At 54.9% G+C, this 13,634-nt stretch carries 11 protein-coding genes; 8 read left to right on the top strand and 3 right to left on the bottom strand.

Going from position 1 to position 13,634, the window contains the following annotated elements:
- Positions 1 to 56: 56 nt before the first annotated feature.
- The gene (gene rpiB, locus DMB82_RS16395; RefSeq protein WP_010307132.1) at positions 57 to 515 is read right to left on the bottom strand and encodes a ribose 5-phosphate isomerase B; all 459 of its coding nucleotides are present in this window, start codon (positions 513 to 515) and stop codon (positions 57 to 59) included.
- 542 nt (positions 516 to 1,057) lie between these two features.
- On the opposite strand from rpiB, the gene DMB82_RS16390 reads away from it, so the two are divergent.
- The 8 genes from DMB82_RS16390 to mtr all read left to right on the top strand — a co-directional run bounded on the left by DMB82_RS16390 (position 1,058) and on the right by mtr (position 12,045).
- The gene (locus tag DMB82_RS16390) at positions 1,058 to 2,440 is read left to right on the top strand and encodes an MFS transporter (protein WP_116163196.1); all 1,383 of its coding nucleotides are present in this window, start codon (positions 1,058 to 1,060) and stop codon (positions 2,438 to 2,440) included.
- A 1-nt stretch (position 2,441) separates the two neighbouring features.
- Entirely contained in the window at positions 2,442 to 4,214 is a 1,773-nt protein-coding gene (gene lerK, locus DMB82_RS16385) for an L-erythrulose kinase (RefSeq protein WP_116163194.1), read from the top strand.
- A complete protein-coding gene (gene lerI / locus DMB82_RS16380; protein ID WP_102118210.1) occupies positions 4,211 to 4,990 on the top strand; it encodes an L-erythrulose-1-phosphate isomerase in 780 nt (259 codons plus the stop codon). Before lerK ends, lerI begins: the two co-directional genes overlap by 4 nt.
- A 14-nt stretch (positions 4,991 to 5,004) precedes the next feature.
- On the top strand, positions 5,005 to 5,841 hold the full coding sequence (locus tag DMB82_RS16375; protein WP_116163192.1) for a sugar phosphate isomerase/epimerase family protein: 837 nt from the start codon (positions 5,005 to 5,007) through the stop codon (positions 5,839 to 5,841).
- Positions 5,842 to 5,878: 37 nt separating this feature from the next.
- Complete coding sequence (locus DMB82_RS16370; protein ID WP_039472019.1) at positions 5,879 to 6,736, top strand: phosphogluconate dehydrogenase C-terminal domain-containing protein; 858 nt, start codon at positions 5,879 to 5,881, stop codon at positions 6,734 to 6,736.
- A gap of 201 nt (positions 6,737 to 6,937) precedes the next feature.
- A complete protein-coding gene (locus tag DMB82_RS16365; protein WP_010284307.1) occupies positions 6,938 to 7,900 on the top strand; it encodes a sugar-binding transcriptional regulator in 963 nt (320 codons plus the stop codon).
- Between the two features lie 271 nt (positions 7,901 to 8,171).
- Positions 8,172 to 10,451, top strand: a complete 2,280-nt coding sequence (gene maeB / locus DMB82_RS16360; RefSeq protein ID WP_116163190.1) for an NADP-dependent oxaloacetate-decarboxylating malate dehydrogenase — start codon at positions 8,172 to 8,174, stop codon at positions 10,449 to 10,451.
- Positions 10,452 to 10,770: 319 nt separating this feature from the next.
- Positions 10,771 to 12,045, top strand: coding sequence for a tryptophan permease (gene mtr, locus DMB82_RS16355; RefSeq protein ID WP_116163188.1), 1,275 nt, complete (start codon positions 10,771 to 10,773; stop codon positions 12,043 to 12,045).
- 185 nt (positions 12,046 to 12,230) lie between these two features.
- On the opposite strand, the gene DMB82_RS16350 is transcribed toward mtr, so the two are convergent.
- Positions 12,231 to 12,683, bottom strand: a complete 453-nt coding sequence (locus DMB82_RS16350) for a YaiI/YqxD family protein (protein ID WP_010307164.1) — start codon at positions 12,681 to 12,683, stop codon at positions 12,231 to 12,233.
- Positions 12,684 to 12,686: 3 nt separating this feature from the next.
- The gene (hemF, locus tag DMB82_RS16345; RefSeq protein ID WP_116163186.1) at positions 12,687 to 13,619 is read right to left on the bottom strand and encodes an oxygen-dependent coproporphyrinogen oxidase; all 933 of its coding nucleotides are present in this window, start codon (positions 13,617 to 13,619) and stop codon (positions 12,687 to 12,689) included.
- Positions 13,620 to 13,634: the final 15 nt, after the last annotated feature.

Here is a 13,634-nt window from a genome sequence, read left to right as displayed (position 1 = left end):
GACGGTAAGACTGACGGCCAGCCAGTCTGGGGATAGCCACGGGCCGTCAGACAGGATTACCGATGATTTTCTTGGTGTTCGTAGTAGCTGATTTTCTCGACTTTCGGTGCCGATCCGCCGCCTTCAAACTCGGCATCCAGCCAGGCACCGACAATCTCTTTTGCCAGTTCAGGGCCGATAACCCGAGCGCCCAGTGCGATTACCTGCGCATCGTTACTCTTTCTGGCTCGCTGAGCGGAATAGGTGTCATGGCACTGAGCGGCACGAATGCCATTGACCTTGTTAGCCACGATACTCATGCCGATCCCGGTGCCGCACAGCAGGATCCCACGCTGGTGCTTACCGTCTTTGATCGCGTGTGCCAGCGTGTAGGCAACATCGGGGTAGATCGGGTTTTCCCCAGTGGGATCGTAGCTGTAGTCGGTCACCGTCAGCCCCTTCTGCTGTAAATAATCAGTAATCGTGTTTTTCAGATCAATCGCGGCGCTGTCTGCACCAATTGCAATCGAGAGCATATCTATCTCCTGCCTGGCTGAGGGTCAAAGTGAGCCTGATATGTCGCTTTCGCTAAGTTGTTTATAAAAACATGAATAAACAGACGCTAACGAGAATCTCTCTGCCTGATTCCGTACATTTCCGGCCTTTTCATGGCTAAACATATACCGCTTCTTTCAAATGTTCAATGTGTGATTATTTGTTTTTTGTTTTCTCGAAGAGGAAACGATGATTCAAAGAGTGATCTTGGTCACTTTTGCGGCTTTTAAGGCGCTATTTTACCTTTTTGATACATATTTAGATCATGCTCACAATTTTTAAACAGAGAGATAGGCAAAAGACTGGGGCAAATATATCGTTCATATGTTCACAGTGTGTGTTAATGATCCAAATATTTAGAGGGCATAACAATGTGTCAGACCTGCATGCAAACCATAAAAAAGACAACGAACAACAAAGGTCACACCGGGTATCGAATGACGAAAGAGGATGAAATGCAGGAACAGCCTGGCGTAGAGGCAATGACAGGGAAGGGGTTGGCTATCGGTAGTAAGGGGGCTGTATGAGTAAAGTATCGGCTGCGGCAACGGCGGGGCAATCTGCCACAAAACCGTCCACCACCACACCATCTGCTGTAGAACAATCGGCCATTCGCAAGATCTCCTGGCGTTTGGTGCCTTTCGTCGGCTTGATGTTTTTCATTAACTTCCTCGATCGTACGGCTATTTCGTTCGCGGGACCGAATGGCATGAACACCGATCTTGCGCTCACCGTGGCGCAGTTCGGGCTGGCTTCTGGCATTTTCTTCATTGGTTATATTCTGCTGGAAGTCCCAAGTAATCTGGCGCTGCACCGTTTCGGCGCGCGCAAATGGCTGTCACGCATTATGGTGTCGTGGGGCATCGTGTCATTGCTGTTTACCTGGGTAAGCAGTCTTGAAGGGTTGTATATCCTACGTTTCCTGCTGGGGATTGCGGAGGCGGGCTTTTTCCCTGGCGCGATCTTGTTCCTCAGTATGTGGGTGCCTGCCCGCTACCGTAGCAGGATCCTGTCACTGTTCTATCTGGCACAGCCGCTGACGGTGGTGTTAGGCGCGCCGCTGGCCGCCTGGTTGATTGAGCAGCATGGCCTGTTCGGGTTGTCCGGTTGGCGGGTGATGTTCCTCGGCGTCTCTGTTCCCGCCATTATTGTTGGCCTCATTACCTGGTTCTATCTGGTGGATCGTCCGGCCGATGCCAAGTGGCTGAATGCCGATGAAAAACGCTGGCTGGTCAGTGAACTGGAAAGCGAGCATGCCACCAAAAATCACAGCAAACACCCTGGCGTGATGACCGTGATGTTCAACAAACGCGTCTGGGTACTGTGCCTGATTTACTTCGGTTTTATTTACGGCCTCTACGCGCTGGCGTTCTTCCTGCCCACAATTATCGCGGGTTTCCAACAGCAGTTCGGCACGACGTTCAACGTCATGGATAAAGGGCTGATTACCGCGATCCCTTACTTGCCTGCGGCCATCGTGATGTATTTCTGGTCGCGTGATGCAACGCGCCGCGGCTGTCGTTCATGGCACATCGCCATCCCTGCGCTGACGGGGGCGATCAGCATTCCGCTGGCGCTGTTCATGGAATCGCCTACGGCGACCATTGCGGTGATCACCGTAACGGCCTGCTCCATCTTCGCCGCACTACCTAACTTCTGGACATTACCGACCCAGTTCCTGACGGGGGCGTCAGCGGCAGCGGCCATCGCGCTCATCAATACCATTGGCAATGTTGCCGGATTTTCAGCGGGATACATCACCGGTGCGGTGCGGGGTGTGACGGGAACCTACGTGCTGCCTATGATGATTGTCGGCGGGCTAATGCTGCTTTCCGCCGTGTTGATTGTCCTGCTCAGCCGTTCGGACCGGTTATCGAAATCCGCATCAGCAACACAGGAGCATTAATATGACGTATTTGTTCAACCAACCTTCTGCTTTCGCTCGGGAACTGACCGAAGGCTTTGTGGCGGCGCATGCTGACAAAGTGCGTCAGGTGCCTGGCGGCGTGGTCAGAAGCACTCGCAGTCGTGAAGGTGGGGTCGCCATTGTGGCCGGGGGGGGCTCCGGCCACTACCCGGCGTTTGCTGGCCTGGTCGGGCAAGGGCTGGCGCACGGTGCGGCGATGGGCAACCTGTTTGCTTCGCCATCCGCCCAGCAGATCTGCTCCGTCGCTCGAGCGGCACACAATGGCGGTGGTGTACTGCTGACGTTTGGTAACTATGCAGGCGATGTGCTTCATTTCGGACAGGCCAAGGCGCGTCTGAATGCGGAGGGCATTCCATGTGAACTGCTGGCGGTTACCGATGACATTTCCAGTGCGCCACTGAACGAATCGCAAAAACGTCGTGGAGTGGCGGGCGATCTGATGGTCTTCAAAGCAGCCTCTGCGGCAGCGGAAGCGGGCTACGATTTGGCCGCCGTGCTTGAGGTTGCCGAGCGTGCCAACCAGCGCACCCGTTCACTCGGCGTAGCCTTTTCAGGCTGTACGTTGCCGGGTGCGGAACACCCGCTGTTCACCGTCCCCGAAGGAATGATGGCGGTGGGCATGGGGATTCACGGTGAACCGGGCATTCGCGATGTGCCTATTTCAACCGCCGATGAGCTGGCTGAGCTTTTGGTCAGTTCACTGCTGGAAGAGGTGCCGCAAGGTATTGCGACGATCTCTGGGCAGCGGATCAGCGTAGTGCTCAACGGCCTCGGCGGCGTGAAATACGAAGAGCTGTTTGTGGTTTATCGCCGTGTTTCGCAACTGCTGGTTGAGCAGGGGCTGACGGTGGTCGAGCCGGAAGTGGGGGAACTTGTGACCAGCTTCGATATGGCGGGTCTGTCGCTCACGCTGTTCTGGCTGGATGAGGAACTAGAGCGTTTTTGGCGAGCACCTGCGGATGCACCAGCATTTCGTAAAGGCAGCATGTCTCCCGCCGAACCGCTGGCTGAGCGGACATTCACCACAGAACTGGATGTGATTCCCACCGCGACGGCGGCATCGAAAGCGGCGGCACACTGTGTTGCGGCGGCGCTGAATGCCGCGCGTGACGTTGTGCTGGCGAACGTCACAGAATTAGGGCGTATCGATGCGATTGCCGGAGATGGCGATCACGGCATTGGCATGGAACGCGGGGTGATTGCCGCTGCGGAAAAAGCGGCGGAGATGCTGGAACAGCAGGCGGGGGCCGGTACGTTATTGCAACGTGCGGCAGATGCCTGGGCCGATCGGGCTGGAGGAACCTCTGGCGCAATCTGGGGCGTCGCGTTGAATGCGCTGGGAACCGTATTGGGTGATGAACAACGCCCTGACGGTCGCCGTGTGGCAGATGGCGTGCGTCAGGCCAAAGAAAGCGTGATGCATTTCGGCAAAGCGAAACCGGGGGATAAAACGCTGGTGGATGCTCTGATCCCCTTTAGTCTCGCGCTCACACAGCGGGTGGACGCGGGAATGCGCTTGCCAGATGCCTGGCAGCAGGCCGCGCAGTGCGCGCAGCAGGCGGCTGACGACACGGCGCAGCTGTTACCCAAAATGGGTCGCGCTCGCCCGCTGGCAGAAAAAAGCCTGGGAACACCTGATGCGGGTGCGATATCGCTAGCCATGATTCTTGACGCTATCTCGGTGGTATTGAACAGCGAGACGACGGCTAGCCCTTCACGTCAGACGGCGATGCAAGCGGAGAGTGAGCGATGAGTTCCCGCAAATTAACGCTGGGCGTCAGCCTGAAAATGTATTTCGGCTACCAGCAGACGCTCGACTGGTGCCAGCACATTCAGGCGATGGTGGCACAGCATCCATTATCGTCACTGCCTTCGGTCAGGCTATTTGTTCTGCCCGCTTTTCCGACCTTAGCCCCCGTTGTGCAACGGTTTGCCGAGTCACCCGTTCATGTTGGTGCACAAGATCTGCACTGGGTGGATAACGGTGCTTTCACTGGGGAAGTGAGCGGCACCATGCTGCACGAAATGGGGTGTCGCTATGTCGAAATCGGGCACGCCGAGCGTCGCCGCTATTTTGGTGAAACGGATGAGCATTTCGCGCTGAAAACAGCGGCGGCCTGGCGTAATGGCTTGACTCCGGTGCTGTGCGTTGGCGAAGAGAAACGCGGTTCGACGCAGCAGGCAATCGACACCTGTCAGGCTCAGCTGGCGGCGGCGCTGGATCTGGCCCAGAAGCAACAGCTGACGGGCGAGCTGGTACTGGCCTACGAACCACAGTGGGCGATTGGCAGCACGGAACCCGCCCCGACGGCCTACATCCGCGAAGTTTGTCAGGCATTAAAACAGCACGTTCCAACACAGGCAGGTGTGCGCGAGGGACGAATTATTTATGGCGGTAGCGCGGGGCCGGGATTGCTTAGTCAGCTTGGCGATTCGGCTGATGGCCTGTTTCTGGGGCGTTTTGCCCACGATCCGGCGGCGTTTAACGCCATTATGGATGAAGCCTTCGTGCTCGGCTCGCAGACGTAAGAGAGGAAATAAACATGGCAATCGGATTAAGTACCTATGCATTCTTCTGGCGAGCCTCTTCTCGTGTGCCAAAGCCGCTGGGATTGCAAGCTATGCTGGAGCAAACGGCGGAGTCTGGTGCGGGCGTTTTCCAGATTTGTGATTACGCCGCGGTCGAAACACTCTCACCTGCCGAATTGGAAAAACTGCGGCAGCACGCCGCCGATTTAGGCATTCAACTGGAGTTGGGGACGCGGGGGTTAGACACGGCGCACCTGATGCGCTATCTCACCATGGCGCGTGCGCTGGATGTCCGTTTTATCCGTACGATGTTCAACACGGCAACACATAAGCCAACGCAAGACGAGGCGCTTACGTTACTGCGTCAGGTGCTGCCTGAGTTTGAGCGGCATGACATCCAACTGGGGCTGGAAACTTACGAACAGGTAAAAACGCGCGACGTCCTGGCCGTGGTTGACGCCATCGACAGCCCAGCACTGGGGATTTGTCTCGATCCCGGCAACTGTGTTGCTGCGCTGGAGTATCCGCGCGAGGTGATTGAGCTGACGGCTCCACGCGTGGTTAACCTGCATATCAAAGATTTTGCCTTTGCCCGTCAGGAAGGGTGGGTGGGCTTTACCTATTCCGGATGTCTGCTGGGAACCGGCCTGCTGGATTACGACGTGCTTCACCAGAAAGTCCGTCCGAACGAACGAAACATTAACCAGATCGTCGAGCATTGGCTGCCGTGGCAAGCCAATGCGGAAGAAACCTGCCGTCTGGAAGACGCCTGGACGCGCCATAGCCTGAACTACCTGTATACCCGAAACCCGTACGCAGGCCGTTCATCACCGACAACGCATTCTATTTAATCGCTTTTTACTATTGTAAATCTGAGGAGTAACAATCATGGCTGCTGAATTGAAAACCATTACCGTACTGGGCGCTGGCGGCAAAATGGGCATGCGCATCTCTGCCAATTTCCAGAAAAGTGACTATCAGGTGTTTTACTGCGAGAACTCGCCGCGCGCGCAGGAACAAGTTGTGGCCGCAGGCAGGGAGCTCTCCGTTGCCGAGCAGGTTATTCCTGAAAGCGATGTCGTGATTTTGGCTGTGCCAGATATTGCGCTGAAGGTGGTCTCCGGGCTGGTTGTTCCGCAGATGAAAAGTAACGCCGTGCTGCTGACGCTCGACCCGGCTGCGGCCTATGCCAATCTTATCGCCAAACGTGATGATATTGATTACGCCGTCGCACACCCGTGCCATCCCTCCGTATTTCTGGATCGCTTCACGCCGGAAGAGCATGCCGATGCATTTGGTGGCGTGGCTGCGCCACAGCACGTTGCGGCATCTTATGAAACGGGCAGCGATGAGCAGAAAGCGGAACTGGCTCGCGTGGTGAAAGTGATGTATGGCCCGGTGCTTGATGTGCACTGGGTGACGGTAAAACAGCTGGCCTATCTGGAACCAACGCTGGTTGAAACCGTCGCCTGTATGGTTGGCACTTTGATGAAAGAAGCGCTGGATGAAACCATCAACACGATTGGCGTGCCGGAAGCCGCGGCAAAAGCCATGCTGTATGGTCATATTCAGATTGCGTTGGCGGTGGCTTTCCGCAGCACCAACCCGTTCTCAGATGCGTGTATGATCGCCATTGAATACGGTAAAGAGAACATCATCAAACCGGATTGGAAGAAGATTTTCGACGAGAAAGAGCTTGATCTGGTGATTGCCAAAATGCTGAAGATTGATGCGATTCAACGGTAATGTCCTGCCGCTGTCGGAGCCAGCCTTTTGGGCTGGCTTACGGCACGGCTGCCTTTGTTCGTTTGCGTCACCGTCAGGGATCATCGCGCTGGGCTTGAGCCTCTCTTCCCGGCATGCAACAATTATTCATCGCGACTGTTTTCATCTGTAGACACAGCGTCTGTATAAACCGATCCCCTTGCGTAAGGAAAATGTGACCAGATGGAAAAACAATCAGGATCTCAGGAAAGCGAACTTCTGACTGAAATCGCCGTTGCTTATTATCAGGACGAAATTACTCAGGAAGAGATCGCCAAGAAATTTGGTATTTCGCGCATCAAGGTCGGACGTTTACTGAAGCGGGCGAAGGAAGAGGGCATTGTTGAAATTACCGTGCGCTATCACCCGGTATTCAGCACGCGTCTCGAACAGCAGATGCTGGAGCGCTTTTCGATCAAGCGCGCTCTGATTGCGTTAGATCATCAAGATGAAGAGGAACAGCGGCGGCAGGTTGCGGCGCTGGTTTCTAACTATCTGGCACTGTCGTTGAAGGACGATACGGTGGTGGCGGTGGGGCAAGGGCGTAATGTGGCGGCGGTCGCAGACCATGTGAGCAATGTGACGGAACGCAATTGCCGCTTTATCTGCGGTATTGGCGGAACACACCGTCCCGGCGATGCGATTAACGCCGACCATATCAGCCGCCGTCTGGCAAAGAAGTTCGGCGGCAGCAGTGAAACACTGTACTCACCCGCTTATGTCGAAAATCGGGCGCTGAAAGAAGCATTCATGCAAAACGGTACCATTAAGGAAACGCTGGATCGGGCGCGCAAGGCCGATATCGCGCTGGTGGGCATCGGAGATATGAATGAAAACAGCTACATGGTTAAACTCGGCTGGTTCACTCCGCATGAAATTATTGATGCCAGCCTGAATCAGGGCGTGATTGGCGATATCGCCGGGTATGACTTCTTTAACGCTCAGGGCCAGCATGTCGATACGGTGATGAACGAACGGGTTATCGGCGTGAGTATTGAGGAGTTACATAAAATCCCCTGTGTGATTGCCATTGCTTCTGAAAACACCAAAGCGTTAGCCATTCTCGGTGCACTGCGCACGGGAGCCATCGATATTATCGCCACCAGCGCAGGCAATATTCGTACTATTCTGAATATGACGCAGTAACTCACTTTTCTCCGTTACGTGGTGTTTTTACATCACGTGACGCTTATTGCCCGTTCGTCCCCCATTTCCCCTGAATCGCTTCTGAACGACCTGTTCGGTGTCCCTGACGCTGACGGTAAACTGAACAAAAAACCGTCAAATAAAATAACTATATTAACCAGCATTCCCCCGCAGTTTTTGCCATCCTCGGTAGTTTCGTCATTCGCAAACACTATACTGGGTACTCTTGACCCTACAGACACAACACAACAAAACCGAAAAGGTACATAAAATGGATGAACAGCTAAAGCAAAGCGCCCTTGATTTCCACCAGTATCCGATTCCCGGAAAAATTCAGGTTTCCCCGACGAAACCGCTGGCGACACAGCGCGATCTGGCGCTGGCCTATTCCCCTGGCGTCGCGGCTCCCTGTCTGGAAATTGCGGCAGATCCGCTGGCCGCCTACAAATACACCGCGCGCGGCAATCTGGTTGCCGTTATCTCTAACGGGACGGCCGTTCTGGGCCTCGGTAATATCGGCGCACTGGCCGGTAAACCAGTGATGGAAGGCAAAGGCGTCCTGTTTAAAAAATTCTCCGGCATTGATGTTTTCGATATCGAAGTCGACGAGCTGGATCCAGACAAACTGATCGACGTGATCGCCGCGCTGGAGCCGACGTTTGGCGGTATCAATCTGGAAGACATCAAGGCGCCTGAGTGCTTCTACATCGAGAAGAAACTGCGTGAGCGCATGAAGATTCCGGTCTTCCACGACGATCAGCACGGCACCGCGATCATCTGTACCGCCGCCGTTTTGAACGGCCTGCGCGTAGTAGAAAAAAATATCTCCGATGTGCGTCTGGTGGTGTCCGGTGCGGGTGCAGCGTCTATCGCCTGTCTTAACCTGCTGGTGGCGCTGGGTCTTCAGAAGCACAACATTGTGGTGTGCGATTCACGCGGCGTGATTTTCCACGGCCGTGACGAAAATATGGAAGAAACCAAGGCCGCTTACGCCATTGAGGATAACGGTGCTCGCAAGCTGGCTGACGTGATCCCTGATGCGGATATCTTCCTCGGCTGCTCTGGCCCCGGCGTACTGACGCCGGAGATGGTGAAAACCATGGCACCACGTCCGCTGATCATGGCGCTGGCTAACCCGGAACCAGAAATTCTGCCACCGCTGGCGAAAGAAGTGCGCCCGGATGCCATTATCTGTACCGGCCGTTCGGATTACCCGAATCAGGTGAACAACGTGCTGTGCTTCCCGTTCATCTTCCGTGGCGCGTTGGATGTCGGCGCGATTACGATTAACGAAGAGATGAAGCTGGCCTGCGTGCATGCGATTGCCGATCTGGCGCTGGCGGAGCAGAGTGAAGTGGTTGCCTCTGCCTACGGCGACCAAGAGCTGTCATTTGGCCCAGATTACCTGATCCCGAAACCATTCGATCCGCGTCTGATCATCAAGATCGCACCGGCGGTGGCGAAGGCGGCGATGGATTCCGGCGTGGCGACGCGTCCGATCGAAGATTTCGATGCCTACATCGAAAAACTGACCCAGTTCGTCTACAAAACCAACCTGTTCATGAAGCCGATCTTCGCGCAGGCGCGTCAGCAGCCGAAACGTGTCGTCTTCGCCGAAGGTGAAGATGCGCGCGTGCTGCACGCTACGCAGGAACTGGTGACGCTGGGGCTGGCGTTCCCGATTCTGATTGGTCGTCCGAGCGTCATCGAAATGCGTCTGCAAAAGCTGGGGCTGCAACTGACCATCGGTAAAGATTTCGAAGTGGTCAATAACGAATCCGATCCGCGCTTCAAAGAATACTGGAGTGAGTATTTCGAACTGATGAAGCGTCGCGGCGTGTCGCAGGAGAAAGCGCAGCGTGCGGTGATCGGCAACCCAACGCTGATTGGCTCGATCATGGTTCACCGTGGCGAAGCGGACGCGCTGATTTGTGGCACGATTGGCACGTATGAAGAGCATTTCGATGTGGTTGAGAAAGTGTTCGGCTACCGCGAAGGCGTCCATGCAGCGGGGGCGATGAACGCGCTGATGCTGCCGAGCGGCAACACCTTTATCGCCGATACCTACGTCAATGCAGATCCAACGCCGGAACAGCTGGCGGAAATTACCCTGATGGCGGCAGAAAGCGTACGTCGTTTCGGTATCGAACCGAAGGTTGCACTGTTGTCGCATTCCAGCTTCGGCACCTCGGATTCCCCGACGGCGCAGAAAATGCGTGCCACGCTGGCGCTGGTCAACAAGCTGGCACCGGAACTCGAGATCGACGGCGAGATGCACGGCGACGCCGCGCTGGTGGAAGCGATCCGCCGCGAGCAAATGCCAGACAGCCCGCTGAAAGGCTCGGCTAACATTCTGATCATGCCGAACATGGAATCTGCGCGTATCAGCTATAACCTGCTACGTGTTTCCTCTTCAGAAGGCGTGACGGTAGGGCCGGTACTGATGGGTATTTCAAAACCGGTACACATCCTGACGCCGATTGCCTCCGTGCGCCGGATCGTGAACATGGTCGCACTGGCAGTGGTAGAAGCACAAACTCAGCCGCTGTAAGTTATTTCCCGTCATACAGACGAACCCAGCCGATTGTTGGCTGGGTTTTTTATTTATCGTAGTTTATCGACCAAGTAATCGCTTAGCCGATATGAATCAATGGAATAATTTTTGTTTTATGCCATGATCCCGCCTCATTTATAGGGTAATGCCGATCGTTTAAAGATCGAGATACCGGGGGCTACCACGGTGCGAGGTATCCCTGCGGGAACCTCATCACCGTGTTTCCCCCTACATCCATACTTAAGTGAGCAGCATTATCGTCTGTATGGGGGCTTTCCCCAGACTCGATAAAAAAACCAACGAGCGACTATCGGCCATGGCAACACGCGCAGTGAACGAAAATACAGTAGAAAAAAGCGGTACAGAAAAGCGTCTTCCTTCGCTGTTTGGCGGGTCGATGATTATTGCAGGAACGATTATTGGTGCTGGGATGTTTTCCCTGCCGGTGGTGATGTCGGGTGCCTGGTTTTTCTGGTCATTGGCCGTGTTGGTGTTTACCTGGTTTTGCATGTATCACTCGGGGTTAATGATACTGGAAGCTAATCTGAATTATCCGACGGGTGCCAGCTTCGATACGCTGACCAAAGATCTGTTAGGTAAGACTTGGAATGTGATTAACGGCATATCGATTGCCTTTGTCCTCTATATTCTGACCTACGCCTATATCTCGGCGAGTGGCTCAATTATCCATCACACGCTTGCTGAGATGTCGATCGATTTCTCCGCCCGCGTCGGCGGCTGCCTGTTTGCGCTGTTTGTCGCGTTGACTGTTTGGTGGAGTACCGCGGCGGTGAGCCGCATGACCGCCTTTTTTCTGGCGGCAAAAGTACTGACCTTTTTCATGACGTTCGGCAGCCTGCTGTGGAACGTTAAGCCAGTTGTTTTACTCAATGTTGCGGAAGAAGCGCCCAGCTATCTTCCGTATGTGTTGATGACGCTGCCATTCTGCCTGGCCTCTTTTGGCTTTCATGGCAACGTTCCCAGTTTGGTGAAGCATTACGGCCATAAGCCACAGGTCATCAAGCGTTGCCTGTTTATTGGCAGCGCTCTGGCGCTGGTGATGTATGCCATCTGGTTGATTGGTACGATGGGAAACATTGCCCGTCCTGATTTTATCGGGATTGCGGAGCGGGGCGGTAATATTGACGTGCTGGTGCAGACGCTGGGTAGCGTGCTCAACAGCCCCTATCTGGACGTGTTGCTCACCGTCTTTTCCAACTTCGCCGTCGCCTGTTCATTTCTTGGGGTAACGCTGGGGCTGTTTGATTATCTGGCGGATTTATTGAAGTTTGACGATAGCCGACTGGGAAGAGCCAAGACGGCGCTGGTGACCTTTTTTCCGCCAATCATCGGCGGCCTGCTATATCCGAACGGCTTTATTTATGCGATTGGGTTTGCCGGATTGGCCGCTACAGTATGGGCGGTGATTACGCCTGCGTTGCTGGCTCGTGCGTCGCGCGTCCGCTTTGGTAGCCCGCTGTTTCGCGTGCGGGGCGGCAATGCGATGGTTGCGCTGGTGCTGCTATTTGGTATCGGCACCGCGCTGATACATGTGCTTTCGAGTCTCGATCTGCTGCCGGTTTATCGCTAAACAAATATCGCCATCCTGCTTTGCTAAAACAGAAGGGACGAGATAGTTAATGTTGGCTGCTTGAGCCTGTTTTTAGGAGAAGCGCGGGGATGAGGTACCCATAGGGATACCTCGCCCCGCGATCGCTCCGTGTATCTCGATCTTTTAACGATCGGTAGTCTACGGAAGGGTAATCAGGCAGAGCGTTACGGCTTTTTCGACTGCTGCAACCACTTGTCCAGCTCATTAGCGAACTGCTGACGGTCCCGCTGGTTTAATGCACTCGGGCCACCGGTTTGTATCCCGCTGGCGCGCATGGTATCCATAAAATCCCGCATGTTTAGCCGTTCCCGAATGGTATCCGGTGTATAGCGCTCTCCACGCGGATTCAACGCGATGCCGCCTTTTTCTATCACTTCCGATGCCAGCGGAATATCCGCAGTGATCACCAAATCGCCTGCTTCAACGCGTTGCACAATCTCATTGTCGGCGACGTCAAAACCCGCTGAGACGCGCAGCGTGCGAATAAAGCGCGACGGCGGCACTTTGATGGTCTGGTTGGCAACCAGCGTGACCTGTGTTTGCGTGCGATCCGCCGCGCGAAATAGCACTTCTTTGATGACGTTAGGACAGGCGTCGGCATCGACCCAAATCTGCATGACTTATGCTTCCTTGTTGTGCGTGTGACTTTCTGCCAGCCAGTCTTTAGCCGGTAAAAAATCTTGATACAGCAGGGCTTCCGGGCTACCCGGTTCAGTTTGATGCTGGTATTCCCAGCGTGCTAGCGGTGGCATGGACATCAAAATTGACTCGGTGCGTCCACCGCTTTGCAGGCCAAATAGCGTACCGCGATCCCAAATCAGGTTGAATTCCACATAGCGCCCACGACGATAGAGCTGGAATTCGCGCTCGCGTTCTCCCCACGGCAGATCTTTACGCCGTTCGACGATGGGCAGATAGCCATCGAGGAATCCGTTACCAACGGCACGGATGAAGGCAAAGCTGGTTGCAAAATCGGGCTCGTTGAGATCGTCGAAGAAGAGTCCGCCGATACCGCGTGCTTCGTTACGGTGCTTGAGGAAGAAGTAATCGTCGCACCATTTTTTATAGCGTGGGTAGACATCGTCACCGAACGGTTGGCACAGGTCGTGAGCGGTCTGATGCCAGTGCACGGCGTCCTCTTTGAAACCGTAATAGGGTGTGAGATCGAACCCGCCGCCAAACCACCATACTGGTTCTTCGCCCAGTTTCTCGGCGACGAACAGGCGCACGTTAGCGTGGCTGGTGGGAACGTAAGGGCTTAGCGGATGAATCACCAGCGACACGCCCATTGCCTGAAAGCTTCTGCCTGCCAGGTCGGGGCGGTGGGTGCTGGCCGAAGGTGGCAATGATTTGCCGGTCACGTGGGAAAAATTGACCCCTGCGCGTTCAAAGATGCGCCCACCGGACAGTACGCGACTGCATCCACCACCGCCTTCGGCACGCTGCCATTCATCCTCAGCGAAATCGGCTCCGCCATCGATCGCCGCAAGCTGCTGACAGATATCTTTCTGTAAGCTAAGCAAAAAATGTTTTACCGCATTGACGTCAGACATAGTGGGCATCCCGTT

Source organism: Pectobacterium aquaticum, from assembly GCF_003382565.3.
Taxonomy (GTDB): Bacteria; Pseudomonadota; Gammaproteobacteria; order Enterobacterales; family Enterobacteriaceae; genus Pectobacterium; species Pectobacterium aquaticum.
The sequence above is the reverse complement of the archived record's forward strand: the minus strand, read 5'-3'. Positions and strand labels throughout refer to the sequence as shown.

Bases quoted from the DNA above. Each gene is read 5' to 3' on its own strand.
- DMB82_RS16390 (WP_116163196.1), top strand. From the start codon at position 1,058: ATGAGTAAAGTATCGGCTGCGGCAACGGCGGGGCAATCTGCCACAAAA.
- DMB82_RS16350 (WP_010307164.1), bottom strand. From the start codon at position 12,683: ATGCAGATTTGGGTCGATGCCGACGCCTGTCCTAACGTCATCAAAGAA.
- maeB (WP_116163190.1), top strand. From the start codon at position 8,172: ATGGATGAACAGCTAAAGCAAAGCGCCCTTGATTTCCACCAGTATCCG.
- DMB82_RS16365 (WP_010284307.1), top strand. From the start codon at position 6,938: ATGGAAAAACAATCAGGATCTCAGGAAAGCGAACTTCTGACTGAAATC.
- DMB82_RS16375 (WP_116163192.1), top strand. From the start codon at position 5,005: ATGGCAATCGGATTAAGTACCTATGCATTCTTCTGGCGAGCCTCTTCT.
- lerI (WP_102118210.1), top strand. From the start codon at position 4,211: ATGAGTTCCCGCAAATTAACGCTGGGCGTCAGCCTGAAAATGTATTTC.
- hemF (WP_116163186.1), bottom strand. From the start codon at position 13,619: ATGTCTGACGTCAATGCGGTAAAACATTTTTTGCTTAGCTTACAGAAA.
- rpiB (WP_010307132.1), bottom strand. From the start codon at position 515: ATGCTCTCGATTGCAATTGGTGCAGACAGCGCCGCGATTGATCTGAAA.
- DMB82_RS16370 (WP_039472019.1), top strand. From the start codon at position 5,879: ATGGCTGCTGAATTGAAAACCATTACCGTACTGGGCGCTGGCGGCAAA.
- lerK (WP_116163194.1), top strand. From the start codon at position 2,442: ATGACGTATTTGTTCAACCAACCTTCTGCTTTCGCTCGGGAACTGACC.
- mtr (WP_116163188.1), top strand. From the start codon at position 10,771: ATGGCAACACGCGCAGTGAACGAAAATACAGTAGAAAAAAGCGGTACA.